General features: G+C 52.9%; 19 protein-coding genes. 12 read left to right on the top strand and 7 right to left on the bottom strand.

Features of this window, described 5'->3' with window-relative positions; translation table 11 throughout:
- The first annotated feature begins 48 nt into the window (after positions 1-48).
- On the top strand, positions 49-759 hold the full coding sequence (locus RAHAQ2_RS15015) for a Bax inhibitor-1/YccA family protein (RefSeq protein WP_013576373.1): 711 nt from the start codon (positions 49-51) through the stop codon (positions 757-759).
- Between the two features lie 248 nt (positions 760-1,007).
- On the opposite strand, the gene mdtG is transcribed toward RAHAQ2_RS15015, so the two are convergent.
- On the bottom strand, positions 1,008-2,210 hold the full coding sequence (gene mdtG, locus RAHAQ2_RS15010) for a multidrug efflux MFS transporter MdtG (RefSeq protein WP_015698053.1): 1,203 nt from the start codon (positions 2,208-2,210) through the stop codon (positions 1,008-1,010).
- A gap of 377 nt (positions 2,211-2,587) precedes the next feature.
- Here mdtG and rhlE point away from each other — a divergent pair, with 377 nt between their 5' ends.
- A complete protein-coding gene (gene rhlE / locus RAHAQ2_RS15005; protein WP_015698052.1) occupies positions 2,588-3,997 on the top strand; it encodes an ATP-dependent RNA helicase RhlE in 1,410 nt (469 codons plus the stop codon).
- A gap of 72 nt (positions 3,998-4,069) precedes the next feature.
- Here rhlE and RAHAQ2_RS15000 read toward each other — a convergent pair whose 3' ends face one another.
- Entirely contained in the window at positions 4,070-4,717 is a 648-nt protein-coding gene (locus RAHAQ2_RS15000; protein WP_015698051.1) for a helix-turn-helix transcriptional regulator, read from the bottom strand.
- A gap of 121 nt (positions 4,718-4,838) precedes the next feature.
- On the opposite strand from RAHAQ2_RS15000, the gene RAHAQ2_RS14995 reads away from it, so the two are divergent.
- From RAHAQ2_RS14995 to pbpG, 4 genes are all read left to right on the top strand, one after another.
- Complete coding sequence (locus RAHAQ2_RS14995) at positions 4,839-6,284, top strand: MFS transporter (RefSeq protein ID WP_015698050.1); 1,446 nt, start codon at positions 4,839-4,841, stop codon at positions 6,282-6,284.
- 58 nt (positions 6,285-6,342) lie between these two features.
- On the top strand, positions 6,343-7,272 hold the full coding sequence (dusC, locus tag RAHAQ2_RS14990; protein ID WP_015698049.1) for a tRNA dihydrouridine(16) synthase DusC: 930 nt from the start codon (positions 6,343-6,345) through the stop codon (positions 7,270-7,272).
- A gap of 51 nt (positions 7,273-7,323) precedes the next feature.
- Positions 7,324-7,749: a VOC family protein gene (locus RAHAQ2_RS14985; RefSeq protein ID WP_015698048.1), complete on the top strand. Its 426-nt coding sequence runs from the start codon at positions 7,324-7,326 to the stop codon at positions 7,747-7,749.
- Positions 7,750-7,976: 227 nt separating this feature from the next.
- Positions 7,977-8,915 (top strand): D-alanyl-D-alanine endopeptidase, encoded by a 939-nt coding sequence (pbpG, locus tag RAHAQ2_RS14980; protein ID WP_037039984.1) that lies wholly within the window; start codon positions 7,977-7,979, stop codon positions 8,913-8,915.
- 191 nt (positions 8,916-9,106) lie between these two features.
- Here pbpG and RAHAQ2_RS26305 read toward each other — a convergent pair whose 3' ends face one another.
- Both RAHAQ2_RS26305 and RAHAQ2_RS14975 read right to left on the bottom strand, forming a co-directional pair.
- Entirely contained in the window at positions 9,107-9,190 is an 84-nt protein-coding gene (locus RAHAQ2_RS26305) for a small membrane protein YohP (protein WP_019105993.1), read from the bottom strand.
- Between the two features lie 108 nt (positions 9,191-9,298).
- A complete protein-coding gene (locus RAHAQ2_RS14975; protein ID WP_015698046.1) occupies positions 9,299-9,928 on the bottom strand; it encodes an aspartate/glutamate racemase family protein in 630 nt (209 codons plus the stop codon).
- A gap of 372 nt (positions 9,929-10,300) precedes the next feature.
- On the opposite strand from RAHAQ2_RS14975, the gene RAHAQ2_RS14970 reads away from it, so the two are divergent.
- Together RAHAQ2_RS14970 and RAHAQ2_RS14965 are read left to right on the top strand one after the other, a co-directional pair.
- Positions 10,301-10,939 carry a hypothetical protein gene (locus RAHAQ2_RS14970; protein ID WP_015698045.1) on the top strand — a complete coding sequence of 213 codons (639 nt, stop codon included), beginning with the start codon at positions 10,301-10,303 and terminating at the stop codon, positions 10,937-10,939.
- Between the two features lie 177 nt (positions 10,940-11,116).
- Complete coding sequence (locus RAHAQ2_RS14965; protein WP_015698044.1) at positions 11,117-11,707, top strand: Yip1 family protein; 591 nt, start codon at positions 11,117-11,119, stop codon at positions 11,705-11,707.
- 96 nt (positions 11,708-11,803) lie between these two features.
- Here RAHAQ2_RS14965 and dld read toward each other — a convergent pair whose 3' ends face one another.
- Positions 11,804-13,495: a D-lactate dehydrogenase gene (gene dld, locus RAHAQ2_RS14960; RefSeq protein WP_015698043.1), complete on the bottom strand. Its 1,692-nt coding sequence runs from the start codon at positions 13,493-13,495 to the stop codon at positions 11,804-11,806.
- Between the two features lie 206 nt (positions 13,496-13,701).
- On the opposite strand from dld, the gene phnC reads away from it, so the two are divergent.
- The 4 genes from phnC to phnE (RAHAQ2_RS14940) all read left to right on the top strand — a co-directional run bounded on the left by phnC (position 13,702) and on the right by phnE (RAHAQ2_RS14940) (position 17,393).
- Positions 13,702-14,538 (top strand): phosphonate ABC transporter ATP-binding protein, encoded by an 837-nt coding sequence (gene phnC / locus RAHAQ2_RS14955; RefSeq protein WP_015698042.1) that lies wholly within the window; start codon positions 13,702-13,704, stop codon positions 14,536-14,538.
- A gap of 71 nt (positions 14,539-14,609) precedes the next feature.
- Positions 14,610-15,542, top strand: a complete 933-nt coding sequence (gene phnD / locus RAHAQ2_RS14950; protein WP_015698041.1) for a phosphonate ABC transporter substrate-binding protein — start codon at positions 14,610-14,612, stop codon at positions 15,540-15,542.
- Between the two features lie 64 nt (positions 15,543-15,606).
- Positions 15,607-16,470, top strand: coding sequence for a phosphonate ABC transporter, permease protein PhnE (phnE, locus tag RAHAQ2_RS14945; protein WP_015698040.1), 864 nt, complete (start codon positions 15,607-15,609; stop codon positions 16,468-16,470).
- Positions 16,470-17,393, top strand: coding sequence for a phosphonate ABC transporter, permease protein PhnE (gene phnE / locus RAHAQ2_RS14940; RefSeq protein ID WP_015698039.1), 924 nt, complete (start codon positions 16,470-16,472; stop codon positions 17,391-17,393). Before phnE (RAHAQ2_RS14945) ends, phnE (RAHAQ2_RS14940) begins: the two co-directional genes overlap by 1 nt.
- Before the next feature lie 81 nt (positions 17,394-17,474).
- Here phnE (RAHAQ2_RS14940) and RAHAQ2_RS14935 read toward each other — a convergent pair whose 3' ends face one another.
- Both RAHAQ2_RS14935 and RAHAQ2_RS14930 read right to left on the bottom strand, forming a co-directional pair.
- Positions 17,475-18,596: a ribosomal protein uL16 3-hydroxylase gene (locus RAHAQ2_RS14935; RefSeq protein WP_015698038.1), complete on the bottom strand. Its 1,122-nt coding sequence runs from the start codon at positions 18,594-18,596 to the stop codon at positions 17,475-17,477.
- A 146-nt stretch (positions 18,597-18,742) separates the two neighbouring features.
- On the bottom strand, positions 18,743-20,122 hold the full coding sequence (locus tag RAHAQ2_RS14930; protein WP_015698037.1) for an NAD-dependent succinate-semialdehyde dehydrogenase: 1,380 nt from the start codon (positions 20,120-20,122) through the stop codon (positions 18,743-18,745).
- Positions 20,123-20,162 lie beyond the last annotated feature (40 nt).

The raw sequence follows: 20,162 nt of genomic DNA, 5'->3' as shown, positions 1-20,162 counted from the left end.
AGGCTGTTCCGGCCTCATTTTCATCCTCCATGCAAAAGGGTAATCATCATGGATCGATATCCACGCAGTAACGGTTCAATTGTTGAACGCGCGAACACCGGCATTCAGGCGTACATGGCGCAAGTGTATGGCTGGATGTTCTGTGGTTTGCTGCTGACCGCATTTGTGGCCTGGTATGCTTCCGGCTCTGAAAAAATCATGAGCTTTGTTTTCTCAAGTCAGATTACTTTCTTTGGTTTGATCATCGCGCAACTGGCGCTGGTGTTCGTGATTTCCGGCATGGTGAACCGCCTGAGCGGCACCGTGGCCACCGGTCTGTTCATGCTGTATTCCGCACTAACCGGTCTGACGCTTTCCAGCATTTTCCTGGTCTACACCGGTGATTCAATCTTCGGAACGTTCATCGTCGCCGCCGGTATGTTTGGCGCAATGAGTGTCTACGGTTACGTGACCAAGCGTGATCTGACCGGTATCGGCAGTATGTTGTTCATGGCGCTGATTGGTCTGGTGCTGGCATCACTGGTGAACATGTGGCTGAAAAGCTCCGGCCTCGCGAACATCATTTCTTACGCAGGTGTGTTGATCTTCGTCGGCCTGACTGCCTATGACACGCAGAAGCTGAAAAACATGGGTGCGCAGTTATCAGCAGACGACCGTGATAACTTCCGTAAATACTCAATTGTTGGCGCGCTGACGTTGTATCTCGATTTCATCAACCTGTTCCTGATGCTGTTGCGGATCTTCGGCAACCGCCGGTAAGGGTTTTTGATTGCAAACGTTTGAGAGGGGCACTGAGAAGTGCCCCTTTTTTATGCCGGCTGGTAAGGTTTATTAGCTCCCTCCCCTGCGAAGGGGAGGGTTGGGGTGGGGTATTAATGGCGAACAATAAGTTGGAGCTTGCACAGAGATTGGTGTCAGCCCTTAAAACCCCCTCCCGTCCTCCCCCTTCGCAGGGGGAGGAGCAAATCAAAGTCCTCAGGGTAATTCTGCGAAGGGGGAGGAGCACATCAAACCCTGACTCTCCCCGTCGGTACCTGCCGAAAACTCCACCACACCTGTACGGTGTTAAACAGCACCAGCACCGCCGTCACGATAAACACCCACCTGAAGCCGAGCAGGGCAGAAGCACTGGAGCCAATCAGCGGGCCGACCACGTTGCCGAGATACATGAACGACTGGTTGTAACCGAATATCCGGCCGGTGACCTGATCGCTGCTGTATTTCACCAGCAATGCCTGTACCGCAGGCATCAGCGCGCCGTCGCCGAAACCGAGCATGAAACGCAGGATACCCAGCTGGGTTGGCGTATTAATCAGCGCCATCAGGCAAAACAGAATGAAGCAAAAAACCAGCGCGGCAATCAGAATGCGGTGCGCGCCAATGCGGTCGCCGAGCTTGCCGAGTTTCGGGGCGGCCATCAGCGCGGAAACGCCCGGCACGGCGGCAATCACGCCACTGATAAAGGCGATGTTGCTGGTATCCGATGACAGTTCGCGGATAAACAGCGTCAGGATCGGGCTGATGGAACCGTTGGCGAGCTGAATCATCATGGTGGTGACGAACAGACTGACAATCAGCCACGGATAAGGCAGCGTGGTAAATACCGCTTTACCGCTCAGCCGGTTGGCTTTGGTCACCGGCACCACGCGCTCTTTAATCAAAAATAATGTGATCAGGAAGCTGATAAACAGCATGCCGCTGGTGACGAAAAACACCGTGCGCAGGCCGAGATGGTCAGCCATAAAACCGCCGAGCAGCGGACCGATAATCACGCCGGAGACCTGGCCGGTAGACAGCGTGCCCAGCGCCCAGCCACTTTTATCGCGCGGTACCTGCGAGGCGACCAGCGCCATCGCGTTGGGAATATACCCGGACGTCAGCCCCATCAGTGTGCGCAGAATAAAAAGCTGCCAGACGTTGGTGGCGAACCCCTGTAACATCATGACAATCGCCATGCCCAGTGCGGCACGCAGCAACATCAGTTTGCGGCCTTTGCGGTCAGCCAGGCTGCCCCACAGTGGCGCAACGATAGCGGAAACCAAAAACGTACCGCTGAACACCAGTCCTGACCACAGACTCAGGGATTCATGCGACGTCACGCCGAGCTGTTCGATGTAAAGCGGTAAAAAAGGCAGGATCTGACTCATCGCCATGCCGGTAAAAAAACAGCCCAGCCAGACGGAGATTAAATTTACTTTCCAGGTTTCCATGTTGCAGCGATGTAGCCTTATGCACAGAGGAGTGAGAGAAAAGAAGCATAGCAATCAAATCTGTGAAGTGGGACGCAAAAAGTGGGAACCCATTCATCAGGTTTATAATTGATTATCCTGTATCAAAGTTTCGGATTATCTCGGCAGATTATGCGGCCTGTATTTGTTACCAGAGTCTGCGGCTGTAACCGCCAGTTACAGGCAATAAGGAGATAACTTCACGCAGGGCGGCGTTTTGTGCTAGTATCGACGCAACTGGCGCACTGCAGTTTGTGCCGAATCCTCGTGGTAATGCCTCATTTGCCTCGTCTGATCATCCACTCTTGAAACTGCACCGAACCCCGTTCGGGTTAGAGTGGACTGGAGCTTTTCCTTATATGTCATTTGATTCCCTCGGCTTAAGTGCCGAAATTTTGCGTGCTGTTGAAGAACAGGGCTATCGCGAACCTACGCCTATCCAACGTCAGGCTATTCCTGTCGTGCTGGAAGGTCGTGACCTGATGGCGAGTGCGCAGACCGGTACCGGTAAAACCGCTGGTTTTACTTTGCCGCTGCTCAATATGCTCAGCCATACCAACGCGCAATTCAAAGGACGTCGCCCGGTTCGTGCGCTGATCCTGACGCCAACCCGTGAGCTCGCGGCGCAGATTGGTGAAAACGTACAGGCTTACAGCAAATACCTGACCCTGCGTTCGCTGGTGGTATTTGGCGGTGTGAGCATCAACCCGCAGATGATGAAACTGCGCGGTGGTGTGGATGTGCTGATCGCAACGCCGGGTCGTTTGCTTGATCTGGAACATCAGCGTGCTGTTGATTTATCTCAGGTTGAAATTCTGGTGCTGGACGAAGCCGACCGCATGCTGGACATGGGCTTCATTCATGACATCCGCCGCCTGCTGGCAAAACTGCCTGCCAAGCGTCAGAACCTGCTGTTCTCCGCGACGTTCTCTGATGAGATTAAAGGTCTGGCGAGCAAGCTGCTGACCAACCCGGCTTCTGTAGAAGTCGCGCGTCGCAATACCGCTTCTGCGCAAATTGAACAAAGCGTTCATTTTGTTGATAAGAAACGTAAAAGAGAATTGCTGTCTCAGATGATCGGTGAAGGCGACTGGAAACAGGTGCTGGTGTTCAACCGGACCAAACATGGTGCAAACCATCTGGCTGAACAGTTGAATAAAGACGGCATCACGGCTGCGGCTATTCACGGCAACAAAAGTCAGGGCGCACGTACCCGTGCACTGGCTGATTTTAAAGCCGGTTCTGTCCGTGTTCTGGTGGCAACAGACATCGCTGCGCGTGGCCTGGATATCGATATGTTGCCGCACGTGGTGAACTATGAACTGCCAAACGTACCGGAAGATTATGTTCACCGTATCGGCCGTACCGGTCGTGCGGAAGCCACCGGTGAAGCGATTTCTCTGGTGTGTGTCGATGAACACAAACTGCTGCGTGATATCGAACGTCTGCTGAAACGTGAAATTCCGCGCATCGCGCTGGAAGGCTACGAGCCAGACCCGAGTATCAAAGCTGAGCCGATCATTAATGGTCGTCAGGGCAGCGGCGGCGGCGGTCGTGGCGCGCCACGTCAGGGCCAGCGTCCGGGTGCACCGCGTACCGGCGCTCCACGTTCAGGCGCTCCGCGCCCGGGCGGCAACGGTCAGCGCAGCGGCACCTCTGAAAACCGGGGTTCAGAAAACCGCGGTTCAGCTGAGAACCGTCCGGCACGTTCGCGTCCTGCACACGCAGGCCAGCGTCGTACCGGCAATGCGGGCAGCGGCAACAAATAAGTTTCCTGCTGACTTGCTATCTAACCGCCTTCACCGGCGGTTTTTTTTCGCCTGCGTTCTGCCTGATCTGATTTACCTGATCACATAGGCACAACGGCGTGCGCCCTGCAAAATATGCTCGGTGCGCTCGACGCTGGCGTTCAGCACCTCGCTGAACACATCCCGCTCGGCCCGGCAAAACCCCTGACAGGTTGTCGCGGCAGCGCAAATCGGGCAGTGATTTTCGACAAACAGATAGCTGCCGTCCTCCTGCATTTTCCAGTCTGCCATGTAACCCTCCCGCGTGCGGATAGCCGTCAGCCGTTGCAGCTTTTCTTCCAGAGAATTCGCGCCATTCATGGCCTGCCGGTAATTTTCCAGTGTCCGGTTTTCGCGCGAGGTGATCAGTTGATCCAGCGCAGAATCACCCAGGGAGGTGCGGATCAACTGCAAAAGCTGTACGGTGAGGTCAGCATGGGCATCGGGAAATCGCGCATGACCGGCGGCGGTCAGTTGCCAGAACTGCGCCGGACGCCCGACCCCCTGCGGGACAGATTTAGCGTCCACCAGTCCTTCCTTCGCCAGCTTCACAAACTGCTGGCGCGCGGCTTCACCTGTGGTGCCCAGCAGATGTCCGGCATCGCCGGCCTGAAGTTCTCCGCGGGTTTTCAGCAGCGTCAGTAAGCGCTCTGCGACGCTTTGCCGGACGTCATTTTTATTTTCCAGGTCACTGCTTGACATATTGCCTCGCCGGGTTCTAGATTACGTAAAAGATATTCCAAGTAATTTCTTGTTTTAATCATACCATAATCACAACGCGCTTCAATGCGTGGAAAGAACAAACCAAAGGGATGCAGAAAAAATGTCGGGAAGTCAGAACGGATGGGCAGATTTATTCAGCGCCGAAAACCGGGGCAGCGCCATCACCCTGAGCGCAGGCGTTGCGCTTTATGCCACTAACAGTTACATCGTTATCACGATCCTCCCTTCCGTCGTGCAGGATATCGGCGGTCTGGCCTGGTATGCCTGGAACACCACGCTGTATGTCGTTTGCTCCATTCTCGGCTCGGCACTTTCCGCACGGCTGATGCGCACCGCCGGGCCGCGTGGCAGTTATCTGATGGCGACCGGTATCTTTATTGCCGGTGCTGCCATTTGTACCGCCGCGCCGAATATGCCGGTGCTGCTGCTCGGACGGGCGCTGCAGGGGCTGGGCGGCGGATTCCTGTTCGCACTGTCCTACGCGATGATCAACCTCCTGTTTAAAGAATCTCTCTGGCCACGGGCGATGGCGCTGATTTCGGCGATGTGGGGCATTGCGACGCTGGTCGGCCCGGCGGTCGGCGGTATTTTTGCCGAACTGCACGCCTGGCGCTGGGCGTTTGGTTTGCTGTTGCCGGTCACGTCACTGTTCGGGCTGTGGGTCTGGCGGATTTTGCCGAAATCCCGGCACGACAGGCAGCCGGACGAACCGCTGCCGCTGGTGCAACTGGCTTTGCTGACCGGCGCGGTGCTGGTCGTGTCGGCGGGCAGTCTGTCTTCCTCAGGGCTGATAAACCTGCTCGGTTTCGTGGTCGCGGTGGTGATGATTTTGATCTTGCGCCACCGCGAATTTACAGCGGATGTCAGGTTACTTCCGCGCGACGCTTTACGCCGTTCCTCACCGCTCTATGGCCTGTATCTGGTAATGACGTTGCTGATTATCGGCCTTGGTTGCGAACTGTTTGTGCCGTATCTGCTGCAACATTTACACGGCCAGACGCCGCTGGCGGCCGGATACATCACTGCCGCTGCGGCTGCGGGCTGGACATTAAGCGAAGTGGCCAGTTCCGGCTGGATAGGACGTCGTGCCGACGGTGCGATTATCTGCGGGCCACTGATCCTGGCTGCGGGTCTGCTTTTACTGTTATTCACCGTGCCGGTTGCTTTCGGCCTGCCGTGGCTGAATATCAGTGGTGTGGTGCTCGGGCTGGCGCTGGCCGGTTTTGGGATTGGTCTCGGCTGGCCGCATCTGCTGACCCGTGTTCTGCAACAGGCACCGGAAGAGGATCGCGAAAAAGCCGGTGCGTCGATAACCGTAGTGCAATCTTTTGCAGCGGCGCTCGGCGCGGCGTTAGCCGGAACGGTAGCTAACTTTGCGGGCGTTGATAAGGGCGATAACGGCGCAGCCAGCGCGGCATTCTGGATGTTCCTGCTGTTTGCAGTGCCTGCGCTTCTGGCGGTGTGGATTGCCTGGCGCTCTGTCAGAGTCAGACGCTCACAGGGCAGGGCGAAAACGTCATTAAGCCGCGATTTGTCTCAGGGGTAATTGCCCGGCGGCGGGCCTTGCGGTAATCTTGCGCGTCATTTTTAAGGGTTGAACTGCGATGCGCGTATTACTGGCTCCGATGGAAGGTGTGCTTGATCCTCTGGTTCGTGAACTTCTCACAGAAGTGAACGACTATGATTTGTGCATCACCGAGTTTTTGCGCGTGGTGGATCAGTTGCTCCCCGCCAAATCCTTCTATCGCCTGTGCCCTGAATTACATCATGCCAGCCGCACGCCGTCCGGCACACTGGTGCGCGTGCAGTTGCTCGGTCAGTATCCGCAGTGGCTGGCTGAAAATGCCGCCCGCGCCGTGGAACTGGGATCTTACGGTGTCGATCTCAATTGCGGTTGTCCGTCAAAGCTGGTGAACGGCAGCGGTGGCGGGGCGACATTACTCAAAGATCCGGAGCTGATTTATCAGGGCGCCAAAGCCATGCGCGCAGCGGTTCCCGCGCATTTGCCGGTCACTGTGAAAGTGCGTCTCGGCTGGGATTCGCTGGAACACAGCGTCGAAATTGCCGATGCGGTGCAGCAGGCCGGTGCAACGGAACTGACGGTGCACGGGCGTACCAAGGAAGACGGGTATAAGCCGGAGCGTATTAACTGGGCTGCGATTGGCGAAATCCGTCAGCGTCTGAGTATTCCGGTGATCGCTAACGGTGAAATCTGGGATCACGAAAGCGCTCAGGCCTGCCTGCAAACCACCGGTTGTGATGCGGTGATGCTGGGGCGTGGCGCGCTGAATATTCCGAATCTCAGCCGTGTGGTGAAGTACAACGAACCGCGTATGCCGTGGCCGGACGTCATGACGCTGTTGCAGAAATACACCCGTCTGGAAAAGCAGGGCGACACCGGCTTGTATCACGTTGCGCGCATCAAACAGTGGCTGAGTTATTTACGTAAAGAGTACGAAGAGGCGACAGAGTTATTTACTGAAGTGCGCGTGCTGAAGACGTCGAAGGAAATTGCCGGACGTATTAACCGGTGATCCCCCGTCATGACTTCTCCACGCGACAACGCTTAAAAATGGAGAAGTATCATGGAAAATAAAGATATCGGCCTGACCCACATCGCTTTTGCCGTCAAAGATCTGGATGCCAGCATCGCGTTCTACCAGCAGTTTGCTGACATGAAAGTGATCCACCGGCGCGGGGAAAAGGGCAGCAACGCCAGACCTGTCGCGTGGCTGTGCGACATGACCCGCCATTTCGCCATTGTACTGGCAGAAGATCCTGAGAATACCGACACTAAACTTGGCCCCTTCGGCCATCTTGGCGTCGCTTGCGCGACGAAAGAAGCCATGGACGCCCGACTTGCAGAGGCTCGTGCCGCAGGCGTTTTGCGTAAGGAACCCACAGATTCCGGCGCACCGGTGGGATACTGGGCTTTTCTGGATGATCCGGATGGCAATACGCTTGAGCTTTCTTACGGGCAGGAAATCAGTTATCTGATCGACAATCAATAATATTCACCTGTGTATTTCGAAGGGACGCTTTCTGAGCGTCCCTTTATTTTTTCGGTGCAATCTTACGCAAGTGGTCACTTACTCGCCGTTCCACGGCCTGCGGGGGGAAGCGACAGACTTTGTGACAAATAGAATTGAAAATTGCGAGTGCTAAGACTATTCACCTCCCTTATAATTCCGCCCGCTGTTACGACATATCTTAATGACAACTTTCTAAATACAGAGCAATGCATGTGAAAATCCGTCTTCTGGTTCTGAGCTTATTAGCCTTAAATTCAGGCATGTTGTCTGCCCCTGCCGCCCTCGCTGCAAAGCATGAGCCGGCCGTCGCCCCGATCGTTCAAATTGCTTCCGGCAGTGCCATGGTGGTGGATCTGAAAAGCCACGAAGTGATTTATTCCCGAAATCCGGATGAGGTGAGGCCGATTGCCTCCCTGACCAAACTGATGACCGCGATGGTCACGCTCGATGCGAATCTGCCACTCGACGAAGTGATCAATATCGATATCAGTAATACACCTGAAATGCGTGGCGTGTTCTCCCGCGTGAAACTGAACAGTGAAATTACCCGCCGTCAGATGATCCAACTGGCGCTGATGTCCTCGGAAAACCGGGCTGCGGCCAGCCTCGCGGCACATTATCCGGGCGGTTATTCTGCATTTATTAATGCGATGAATGCGAAAGCGAAATCGCTGGGCATGACCCATACGCATTATGCTGAACCGACCGGTTTGTCGCCACGCAATGTCTCCACAGCGCGTGATTTAACACGGCTGCTGCTGGCTTCCCAGCGCTATCCGCTGATCGGACAGCTCAGCACGACGGCTGAAAAAACGGCTGTCTTCAGCCATCCGGCGTATGCATTGCCGTTCCGTAATACCAACCATCTGATCATGAACCCGTCGTGGAATATCCAGCTGACCAAAACCGGTTATACCGATGAAGCAGGCCATTGTCTGGCGATGCGTACCACCATTAACGGCAAGCCCGTGACGCTGGTCGTGATGGATGCCTTCGGTAAATTTACTGCCTTTGCGGATGCCAACCGTCTGCGCACCTGGATGGAAACCGGCAAAGCAGTGCCAGTTCCGCAAATTGCGAAGAACTACCGTAAGCAGAAAGAGCAGCAGAAAACGCAGCCTTCGGTCGAAGAGGCCGATGATTGAAATACCTGTCATACTTCAGGCCGCAGATGCGTTGGCTGCGCTCAGGCGCCCGAATCACTGACTTGATGTCAGCTCATCGGGACTCCTTTACTTGCCGCCTTTCTGCGACTCGAATTATTTAGGCTATTAATGAAACTGAAAAAGTCCGGCCAGGTGCCGGACTTTTTGTTTTGCAGGGACAGACAACGTGGTCAGAAAATCAGTTTAAATACCCCTGTAAGGGTCAGTAAGCCGACGATAAAGATGATGGCGATGATCCAAAGAATAATTTTCATATTTTTTCCTTAACATAATCTTCAGTCGTCATCGGCTATCCGGCTAAGCCAATGATATTCCTTATCAGTATAGCGTCTGGTGGTATTTCTGCTTTCTGGCTGCCGTTTTCAGGCCAGCGCCGCGCGTAAACCACATTCAGGGCTGGTGAGTGGTTTACCCATTTGCGTCAGTTGCGCTGCACCGGTCATTGAAGCCTGAGCCAGTACCACGCAGGCCGCGCCTTGCTTATATTCCGCATCTGCCACCACTGCAATGGCCTGTAAATATCCGGCCAGATCTCCCTGCTTAAACTTCTGCCATGCGCCCGCCACCAGACGGATTTCACACTGTGCCTGCGGATGTTTTTCTACCTGAGCGAATAACTGCCGCGTCGGTTCCAGCGTCGTTTCGACTGCACACAGTACGACCACCTTGCCCGCCGTTTTCATGGCCTGTTCCGCCAGCGCCTGATCAACACGTAAAACCGGCACGGCGGCGCTTTCACTGGCAAGCGTCGCCGCAGAACCCAGCGTCGAGCAGGTCAGTAACACGCGATCGGCATTTTCACTCAATGCCAGCAGCACATCCGCCGTTTGCTGACGGATTTCCGCGGTCAGCCCGCCCGCCTTTTCGGCTGCGGCCAGTAAATCGGGCCGCGAAACATGCCGGAACTGATGCTGATTCAACCCGAGTTCCTGTGCTGTGTTTTCAAATACCGCAATATTACTGTCCGCCGTGTGTAAGCAGGTAATGCGCATGCCATTCTCCTGATAAGTAATGCCTGCCTCTACGTTAATGATTTTTTAACCTCGCTGCAGACTTTTTCGCCCGTAAAAGTTTATGAGTTAATGCGGGCCGGAAAATGCCCGGTTTCCCCGGTACGCACTATGACGTTCATCACCCGCCGCCGCCGGTAACGCCTTAAGCTTCACGCGTTACAGATCTCCGTAACAGACTATTTTCATTAGTATTTATTCAGCAAAGCAATGCAATTCAGCCATATATAGATACATAAGCAATCGCGTATTTATCGAGAAGGAAATTGATTTGAGGTGGTTATTTATCCAGTGCAAACTTTCCGCAGATTAAGGATTTCTAAACAGGGAAAGCACATGTGAGGGACAACAGCCATGTTTCAGTTACACACAATGGATATCTCGCCCGTCAATCCGATGCTGTATCTTCCGGGCGCGTCAGCCTGGCCGGAAGAATATAAAGGAAAATCGCCAATGGAGAAGCTTATGCAAACACAAATCAATAATATTGAAAAGCAGGGGATCAAAAACGGCGAGGAAATTGCCGGGCTGAATCTGCGCGTCGGGAAGGTGGAGCAGCAGATCACTCACCTGACGGAAGTGGCCACGGAGACCAATCTCCGTGTCGGCAAACTGGAACATCAGATGGTGACACTCACTGATGCCGTGACCGATATCGGAGTGCGGGTCGGCAAAACCGAACAGAACATCTCCCGCATTGACGGGCATCTGCTCAGGATTGACGAACGACTGACGCATATCGATAAACGGTTTGAACAAGTCGATAAGCGTTTTGAACAAGTTGATAAGCGGTTTGAACAAGTTGATAAACGGTTTGAACAAATCGATAAACGGTTCGAACAGGTGGATGCGCGCTTTGTGAAGATTGAAGCCTCACTAAGCGCCATGCAGGCGATGTTTTATAACCTCATGATCCAGCAGACCCGGTGGATTATCAGCATGATGCTGGTACTGGTTGGCGTGACGTTTACGGCGGCACGCTACATCCACTAAAGGCTCTCTGCTGCGGTTAATCGCTCATTACGCTGAATTGGCCGTATCAGCAAAGCTGGCAAGAACGACTATAATATAGACAGGTCGCCACCTTCTTTATGCCCTTGTCTGACGGGTATCCCCGAAGGTTTATCACTGCGCGCTGCTGGCGGCTTTCGGCGTACAAGGGGGTGTTTCATGGCTAATCATGTCTGGGGACTGATATCTAATCCGGGTCCCGAATTGCAACAAATCCAGCGTGAGCGGGAAACCGTTTCACATGTGTATTCCCACCATGTTCTTTTAATGGCGCTAATCCCGGTTGTCTGTTCTTTCATCGGAACAACACAACTTGGCTGGAACTTCGGTGACGGCGAGAAGCTGATGGTTTCCATGTTCACCGCGTCTTATATCGCCGTCATTTTCTATGTTCTGATGCTCGCTGCTGTCGCACTGATGGGGCGGATTATCTACGGGATGGCACGTCGTTATGACAGTCGCCCGACACTCAACAACTGTATCGTTTTTGCCGGCTACGTGGCCACGCCGATGTTCCTCAGCGGGCTCGTCGCCCTGTATCCGATGGTCTGGTTATGCCTGTTTGTCGGGCTGATCGGCCTGTGTTACAGCGGATATCTGTTGTATCTCGGCATTCCTAACTTCCTCAATATCGACCGTCGCGAAGGGTTCCTGTTCTCCAGTTCAACACTGGCAATGGGCGTTCTGGTCTTAGAGCTACTTCTGGCTCTGACGGTGATTATGTGGGGTTACGGAACACAGTTGTTTTAATGACTTATGAGATGAGGTTGTTACGCTCCCTCCCCTGCGAAGGGGAGGGTTGGGGTGGGGTATTAAACCTCTTCGCAGTGGACGAGATGAGCTATTTCAATCATGCCAGTTTTTCAACTTACTGGTTTTCCCGATCCCCGGATTGAAGCTGTTGGTCGGGTCGGCCTGCCGGTAGAATTCTTTCAGATGCGGTTTCGCCAGATACAAATGGCCGACGTTATGTTCGGCGGGATATTCCGCGCCTTTGGCATCGAGCAGTTCTAACATTCTGTGTTTCAGCGCCTTACTGTTTGCGCCTTTTTTGACGATGTAATCCTGATGGAAAACGTGGCACATGAAATGGCCGTAATACAGTTTTGCCACCAGCTGATTATCGATATCTTCCGGCAAAGTTTCGAACCAGTCACGGTCATTGCGGCGCAGTGCGATATCCAGTGCCAGAATATCTTCCACTTCTTTTTCATGTACCGCGTGATAACGCACGGCCGCACCGGCGGCAGCGAAGCGGTGCAGGAAGGCTTTCTTGCCTTCATCGGCGGAACAGATAAAGAAATCACCCTGACCCTCACTAAAGAAACGCGTCAAAAAAGTTCGGGCTTCGTCAATGCCGGGGCCGGACATTTTCAGCAATAAGTGATGTTCAAACCGGTCGCGGTACTGTTTCATCCGCGGCGGCAGATGATTCGGCAAAGCTTTGCTCAGGCATTGCATCACGCGGTCACTGAAATTTTTAGGCAGGAAAGGGACCTTACTGGCGTGTGCATCGAACTTTCCTTTGGCAGTAAACATATCCGGCATCTTGTCGGTGCCAAGTTTGTCGATCATCAGGAAAGTGTCTTTGCCGTAGACTTCGGTGATATCGAAAATATCCCGATGCATGTATTCCCCGGCAACCGGAAGGTTAGCGAAATCACGCAGGATCTGACGACGTAATTCTGTCAGCACCGCAGTATCGTTGGTGCCGATGTAAAAAACCTGCTGCTGCGTTTCTGCCGGGAAGGTATCCAGCCGCACGGCGAAAACGGCCAGCTTACCCGCACAACCCGAGGCTTCAAATAAACGTCGCTGATCGGCGTTGAAACGTGACGGCGTATCAGCATCCACTTCGCGGACACGCGAGGCATAATCGTGATCTGACGCCAGACGCTGATCATGCTGGATATCGGTTTCCAGATAATCGCCTTTTTCCAGACGTGTCAGGATTTCTTCCGGCGTTTCGCCAAGATTAATACCCAGATGATTAATCAGCTGTAACTCACCTTGCGCATCAATCTGTGCGTACAGTGCCATTTCGGTATACGCCGGGCCACGTTTCACCAGCGAACCGCCGGAATTATTACAGATCCCGCCGACCACCGATGCGCCGATACAGGATGAGCCAATCACCGAATGGGGCTCGCGGTTGTAGGGCTTGAGGATTTTTTCCAGCTTATAAAGGGTGCTGCCGGGAAAGCCGATCACCTGATGGCCGCCGTCGAGTAACTGGATTGTGTCTAGTTTCAGCGTGCTGAAAATCACAATGTCGCGGTCATAGTCGTCACCGCTGGGCGTCGAACCTTCGGTCAGCCCGGTATTGGCGGCCTGCATAATGACAATTTTGTCGGCGGCGATACAGGCCTTGAGCAATTGCCATTGCTGCAGCAGCGTTTGCGGAAATACCACCGCCAGCGCTTTGCCGCCACCGGATCGGAACCCTTTGCGGTAACGTTCAGTGTTGCTGTCGCCGGTTAAAACGTGGCGACTGCCGGCAATCTCTTTCAGCGTGGCGATGAGTGACTGATTATCCATTTCATCTTCCTTTTTTGATGTGATGCCATCTAATCATAGACTTAAATCATACTTATTACGTTAAACATCATTCGGGATATGGGTTAGGTAATTTCACTTAATCTGTTGCATTTTTGTCATGTGCTGTCCATTAAATCGTCATTGATGTGTCATAAAACTCGCGCTTAATGAACGCCAGATAACGAAAGCAACCGAGAGACAGCATCATGGCGCAAGCTCAACTTAAGCTGGCACAGGCTGAATATCCTCAGACCGGGCCGCAGCATCTGAATAAAGTTCTGGACGTCAAAGGCCTGGTGAAATCCTATAAATCGGGTCAGCGTGTCCTGAACGACATCAATTTTGATCTCCACGCCGGTGAATTCGTGGCGGTCATTGGCCGTTCCGGCGCGGGTAAATCCACCCTGCTGCATGTGCTCAACGGTACGATCCCGCTCACAGAAGGCAGTGTGGTGTGCCATTACGAAAACGGTGAGCAGCAACAACTGGCCGGGCTGACCGGCAAAGCGCTGCGTCGCTGGCGTTCCGGTTGTGGCATGATTTTTCAGGATTTTTGCCTGGTGCCGCGTCTGGATGTGCTGACCAATGTGTTACTGGGGCGTCTCAGTCATACCTCAACGTTCAAATCATTCTTTAATCAGTTCGATGACGAAGACCGCGCCCGGGCTATTTCTTTGCTTGAATGGTTGCACATGCTGCCGCATGCGTTGCAGCGGGCTGAAAACCTTTCCGGCGGCCAGATGCAGCGTGTGGCGATTTGTCGTGCCCTGATGCAGAACCCCAAAATTCTGCTGGCCGACGAACCGGTGGCGTCACTGGATCCGAAAAATACCCTGCGCATCATGAATGCGCTGAAAAAAGTCAGCGAAGAGAATATCGCCGTGATGGTCAACCTGCACTCGGTTGAGTTGGTGAAAGATTATTGCACCCGCGTTATCGGCATCGCGAAAGGGCAGATTATTTTCGACGGGCATCCGGATCAGTTAACTGACGGTATTTTGCATCAGTTATACGGTGAAGAACACGAAGCTATAAACAGTTAAACAATAACGTCATTTATTTTTTTGCAGTGCTTATTTCTACTTTCTCTCAATCTACACAAGGTCATCATTACATGAAGAAGTTATTACGTCTGGCAGTCTTCGTAGCAGGTTCTTTAACCGCAATGCACAGCATGGCAGAAGATGCTCCTAAAGAATTAAACTTAGGTATTCTGGGGGGCCAGAATGCCACTCAGCAAATTGGCGATAATCAGTGTGTAAAAGATTTCTTCGATAAAGAATTAAATGTGGATACCAAACTGCGTAATTCATCCGATTATTCAGGTGTTATTCAAGGTTTGTTAGGTAAGAAAGTGGATATGGTATTAAGCATGTCCCCGTCATCTTTCGCTTCGGTCTATATTAATAATCCGAAAGCGGTGGATCTGGTGGGTATTGTGATTGATGATACCGATAAATCCCGTGGTTATCACTCCGTTGTTGTCGTTAAAGCCGACAGCCCGTATCAGAAATTGTCTGACCTGAAAGGCAAATCATTCGGTTTCGCTGATCCGGATTCCACTTCCGGTTACCTGATCCCGAATCAGACATTTAAGAAAGAATTTGGCGGCACCACGGATAACAAATACAACAACTTCTTCTCCAGCGTGACCTTCTCCGGTGGCCATGAGCAGGATATTCTTGGCGTGCTGAACGGTCAGTTCGAAGGCGCCGTGACCTGGGCTTCAATGATCGGCGACCGGGAAACCGGTTATACCTCCGGCGCATTCAACCGCATGATCCGCATGGACCATCCGGATCTGATGAAGAAAATCCGCATTATCTGGGAATCACCGTTAATTCCTAATGGTCCGATTTTAGTGCGCAGCGATTTGCCACCGGCATTTAAAGCTAAGCTGGTTTCTGCCATTAAGAAACTGGATAAAGATGACCACGCTTGTTTCGTGAAAGCCGTGGGAGGCAAACAGCATATCGGCGAAACGTCACTGGCTGAATATCAGCAGATTATCGATATGAAGCGTGAACTGACTAAAGGCGGTCGCTAACCCGTAGCTCCCTCCCCTGCGAAGGGGGAGGAATAATGATTATCTGCAAATCGGAAATATTATTTTGAACAAAGACTTCAATCGTTATTACCAGCAGATACGCGGTAAACAAAAGCGGGAAGCGCTGATCTGGTCAGGGCTGATGCTGTTGTTATATCTGTGGTCAGGCAATGTTTCCGAACTTAATTTAAAAACGATTATTGTCTCTGCCCCCAGCTTCTTTGATTATATTGGTCAGACGGTGCCGGTATTACACTGGTCATTATTATTTGCTGACGGTCATACCGAAGGTTCACTGGCGTACTGGGGATATCGTCTCAATATTCAGCTGCCGCTGATTTGGGAAACTATTCAGCTGGCGTTGTCCTCGACGATATTGTCGACAGCGCTGGCGGTCGTGCTGGCTTTTCTCGCCGCCAGTAATACGGATTCGCCTAAATGGGTGAAATTCAGCATCCGTACTTTTGTCGCTTTCCTGCGCACCATGCCGGAACTGGCCTGGGCAGTGATGTGTGTGATGGCATTTGGCGTCGGTGCCATTCCGGGTTTTATCGCCCTGACGTTACACACTGTCGGCAGCCTGACCAAATTGTTCTACGAATCTATTGAAACCGCATCAGACAAACCGGTGCGTGGCCTCAGGGCCTGCGGCGCGGGGCGTTTGCAGCGCATGCGTTTCGCCATGTGGCCGCAGGTGAAACCGATCTTCTTATCCTACAGCTTTATGCGCCTCGAAATTAACTTCCGCCAGTCGACTATCCTCGGGCTGGTCGGGGCCGGTGGTATCGGACAGGAGCTGATGACCTCAATCAAACTGGACCGCTATGATCAGGTCAGCATGACGTTACTGCTGATTATTCTGGTGGTGTCGGCTATGGATTTTCTTTCCGGTAAATTACGTAAACGCGTTGTGGAGGGCACTTTCTGATGTTAACTGATGCGCTCGAACCTCATGTGGTCAGCAGCCTGAAGCAGCAGCACGGGCATCTGTTTGCCGCGCAGCGCCGCTATCTGCGCTACCTTGCGATACTGGCTGTCGTGATTACCCTCTACTACGTTTATTTCTTCAGTTATTTTGGCATTCCGTGGAGCGAAGTGGTGCGCGGCACCCGCGAAGTAGGGCGTTATTTCCTGCGGATGTTTGTCTGGCATAACGTTTCCGAATGGCCGTTTATGTATTATTTTTCGCAAATCGCCATCACGCTGGCGATTGTGTTTTCCGGAACCATCACCGCGTCTTTCCTCGCATTGCCGCTTTCATTCCTCGCGGCGCGTAATGTGATGTCGACGCCGGTTCTCAGACCCGTTTCCATGGTAATCCGCCGTCTTCTGGATGTTTTACGCGGGCTGGATATGGCGATCTGGGGGCTGATTTTCGTTCGTGCTGTCGGCATGGGGCCGCTGGCTGGTGTGCTGGCGATTGTAATGCAGGATTTAGGCTTGCTCGGCAAGCTTTATGCTGAAGGGCATGAAGCAGTAGATCGTTCGCCAAGCCGCGGCCTGCGCGCGCTGGGGGCTTCCCCGTTACAAACGCACCGCTTCGGGATTTTCACCCAATCCTTCCCGACATTCCTTGCGTTGTCGCTGTATCAGATTGAATCCAATACCCGTTCAGCTGCTGTGCTTGGCTTTGTTGGCGCGGGCGGGATTGGTCTGGTGTATGCGGAAAATATGCGTCTGTGGAACTGGGATGTGGTGATGTTTATCACACTGATTCTGGTGGCTATCGTGATGATTATGGATAAGATTTCCGCGATGCTGCGCGCCAAATATATCCTGGGCGAAGAGATTAGTTTATTCGCACCGGAAGAACGGAAAATGAAGCCGCCGGTGGAGCTTTATCGGTCGTAAATATTAAGGGTCTGACGCAGAATAAAGAAGGCGGCATCCGTGATGGAGGCCGCCTTTTGCCGTTATTGAATCCCCGGTGGTTTACTCGTCGAAATACCAGTAACCCTGATTCACCAGATCCGTTAACAGAGCGACAAATTCAGCATCCTGCAACGCAGCACCCAGCTCTGTTTTACTGATCAGCGTATAGCGGCACAGCGCATCGGCGGCGGCATACTGCGATGTTTCCAGCGGCTCGCTGTTAACAAAGAAACGTTCGCCGACGTTGAGAACCCGCAGACCGCTCAGGCGTATCAGTTTTTCGCCCTGCATCAGCGCATCGGCAATTTCATGTGATTCGTATGGCGGTTCGGCAGGTGCGATATCCAGTTCATGGCGTGGCGTGGTGGCGAAACGGCCAAACCATTGTTTGAAATCTTCCGGCTGGCTGATCAGCTCAACCATCATCTGGCGTACGCGTTCCAGTTCATAATCTTCGACTTTACCGACATGGTCACGCAGGGTTAAATCCGGATCGCTGTAATGATTGCCGCCCAGATCATTTTCCAGCGCGTAGTCAGCAAAACTGCTGATGAAATCGCGGCTGTTAGGGCCACGGAAACCGACGGAATAGTTGAGGGCGGTTTCATGGGTAAAGCCGTCGTGCGGGAAGCCCGGCGGAATATACAGAATGTCACCCGGCTCAAGATCTTCATCAATAATTGGCGTGAACGGATCCACATGCAGTAAGGCCGGGTGCGGGCAGAACTGACGCATCGGCAGGGCATCGCCCACACGCCAGCGGCGGCTGCCCATGCCCTGAATGATAAAAACGTCATACTGATCGATATGCGGGCCGACACCGCCGCCGGGCACGGAATACGAAATCATCAGGTCGTCTAAACGCCAGTCCGGCAGTACGCGGAAAGGCTTCACCAGCTCAGCCGCAGGCAAATGCCAGTGATTTACGGCCTGCGCCAACAATGACCAGCCGGTTTCACCCAGCCCGTCGAAATCTTCAAAAGGACCGTTACTTGCCTGCCATTCACCATCTTTATGGCTCACCAGACGGCTGTCCACTTCCGGCTCCATCGCCAGACCGGCTAATTCGTCTGGAGAGATTGGATCAACAAAATTTGAGAACGCTTTTTTGATAACAACAGGTTTTTTTTGCCAGTATTTCTCTAAAAATTCCGGCCAGTTCAGATTGAGTTCATACGCCATGTGATTTACCAGTGGGAAGACAAACGGGCCTGATTATAGAGGGGGTACAAGTTACCGCGCTTTGTTGTGTATCAACGCTTGGTAAATAAGGGAGAAAGGAAAAGTGTGGGGAGGGAAACTCCCCCTTCGCAGGGGGAGAAGAAGCATCAGGACTTCGCGGCCAGCACCACCAGTTTCTGGTTCACAAATTCTTTGATACCGAGATCAGAGAGTTCGCGGCCGAAACCGGAGCGTTTCACGCCGCCAAAAGGCAGTTCCGCTGCGGTATCCGTCGGTGAATTGACGTATACCATACCGGTTTCAATCTGGCTTGCCAGCTTACGGGCGCGGGTCAGATCGGTAGTAAACAGCGAACCGCCGAGGCCGTAATGGGAGTCGTTGGCAAGTTTCACCAGTTCCTCATCATTTTTCACCACATACACCTGCGCCACCGGGCCAAAGAACTCTTCGAAATAGGCCGGATTATCGCGGGTAATGTGCGTCAGAATCGTTGGCTCAAAGAAGTTGCCCGGATTGTCTGCCACCTTTTTACCGCCGAAGTGCAGTTTAGCCCCGTGTTTCACGGCGTCATCCACTTGTTTGCTCAGCGTTTTCACGGCATCGGCAGAGGACAACGGCCCCAGCGTGGTGGATTTATCCAGCGGATCGCCGATCTTCAGCGCCTTAAAGTGCTCGGTGAATTTTTTAAGAAATTCATCGGCGACTTTCTCATGAATAATGAAGCGTTTGGCCGCCGTACAGACCTGTCCGGCATTGGAAACACGGGCCTGCGCCCCGGCTTTGGCGGCTTTATCGATATCGGCATCATCGAGTACGGCAAACACGTCATTACCGCCGAGTTCCAGCGTCGATTTCTTCAGCTTAGAGGCCGCCCGTGAAGCCACGACCGCACCGGCTTTTTCCGAACCGGTCAGCGCGACACCCTGAACGCGGTCATCATCAATGATGGCACTGACCTGATCCTGAGAAATAAACAGGTTGGTATACGCACCTTTTGGCGCACCCGCTTCGGTAACCAGTTTCTCAAAAGTTTCCGCACAATGGGGAACGATGCTGGCGTGTTTGACCACCACGCTGTTACCGGAGGCCAGATTCGGTGCCAGTACGCGCATTAACTGGTAGAACGGGAAATTCCACGGCTCGACGGCCAGGATCACCCCTATCGGATGATGTTCAACCCAGGCTTCGCCGAGATCGGATTTATACGGCACAGGCTTGAGAAACTCCTCCGCTTTTTCAGCATAGAATTTTGCTATATCCGCACAAATCTGCACTTCGCCACGGCTCTGACCGATGAGTTTCCCCATTTCTACACTGATCACTTCCGCCAGTTCATCGATGCGGGAAGCCATCAGTTCGGATAATTTATGCAGCACGTTAACGCGTTGCTTAATATCGCCCTGACCCCAGTCAGATTTATATAAAGCATGGGCTGCAGAGAGCGCCTCTTCAACCTGCTGATCGTTATGTGTTTGATATTCTTTGATGAGCTTATTGTTGAATGGATTTATCGTTTGATATGGCATGTGTTGCTCCTTGTTTTGTGGCGTGTCGTCGAAAACAACG

The organism is Rahnella aquatilis CIP 78.65 = ATCC 33071 (genome assembly GCF_000241955.1).
Lineage (GTDB): Bacteria > Pseudomonadota > Gammaproteobacteria > Enterobacterales > Enterobacteriaceae > Rahnella > Rahnella aquatilis.
Note: the sequence above shows the minus strand (reverse complement) of the source record. Positions and strands in the feature narration are given on the sequence as shown.

Bases quoted from the DNA above. Each gene is read 5' to 3' on its own strand.
- RAHAQ2_RS15015 (WP_013576373.1), top strand. From the start codon at position 49: ATGGATCGATATCCACGCAGTAACGGTTCAATTGTTGAACGCGCGAAC.
- mdtG (WP_015698053.1), bottom strand. From the start codon at position 2,210: ATGGAAACCTGGAAAGTAAATTTAATCTCCGTCTGGCTGGGCTGTTTT.
- rhlE (WP_015698052.1), top strand. From the start codon at position 2,588: ATGTCATTTGATTCCCTCGGCTTAAGTGCCGAAATTTTGCGTGCTGTT.
- RAHAQ2_RS15000 (WP_015698051.1), bottom strand. From the start codon at position 4,717: ATGTCAAGCAGTGACCTGGAAAATAAAAATGACGTCCGGCAAAGCGTC.
- RAHAQ2_RS14995 (WP_015698050.1), top strand. From the start codon at position 4,839: ATGTCGGGAAGTCAGAACGGATGGGCAGATTTATTCAGCGCCGAAAAC.
- dusC (WP_015698049.1), top strand. From the start codon at position 6,343: ATGCGCGTATTACTGGCTCCGATGGAAGGTGTGCTTGATCCTCTGGTT.
- RAHAQ2_RS14985 (WP_015698048.1), top strand. From the start codon at position 7,324: ATGGAAAATAAAGATATCGGCCTGACCCACATCGCTTTTGCCGTCAAA.
- pbpG (WP_037039984.1), top strand. From the start codon at position 7,977: ATGCATGTGAAAATCCGTCTTCTGGTTCTGAGCTTATTAGCCTTAAAT.
- RAHAQ2_RS26305 (WP_019105993.1), bottom strand. From the start codon at position 9,190: ATGAAAATTATTCTTTGGATCATCGCCATCATCTTTATCGTCGGCTTA.
- RAHAQ2_RS14975 (WP_015698046.1), bottom strand. From the start codon at position 9,928: ATGCGCATTACCTGCTTACACACGGCGGACAGTAATATTGCGGTATTT.
- RAHAQ2_RS14970 (WP_015698045.1), top strand. From the start codon at position 10,301: ATGTTTCAGTTACACACAATGGATATCTCGCCCGTCAATCCGATGCTG.
- RAHAQ2_RS14965 (WP_015698044.1), top strand. From the start codon at position 11,117: ATGGCTAATCATGTCTGGGGACTGATATCTAATCCGGGTCCCGAATTG.
- dld (WP_015698043.1), bottom strand. From the start codon at position 13,495: ATGGATAATCAGTCACTCATCGCCACGCTGAAAGAGATTGCCGGCAGT.
- phnC (WP_015698042.1), top strand. From the start codon at position 13,702: ATGGCGCAAGCTCAACTTAAGCTGGCACAGGCTGAATATCCTCAGACC.
- phnD (WP_015698041.1), top strand. From the start codon at position 14,610: ATGAAGAAGTTATTACGTCTGGCAGTCTTCGTAGCAGGTTCTTTAACC.
- phnE (WP_015698039.1), top strand. From the start codon at position 16,470: ATGTTAACTGATGCGCTCGAACCTCATGTGGTCAGCAGCCTGAAGCAG.
- RAHAQ2_RS14935 (WP_015698038.1), bottom strand. From the start codon at position 18,596: ATGGCGTATGAACTCAATCTGAACTGGCCGGAATTTTTAGAGAAATAC.
- RAHAQ2_RS14930 (WP_015698037.1), bottom strand. From the start codon at position 20,122: ATGCCATATCAAACGATAAATCCATTCAACAATAAGCTCATCAAAGAA.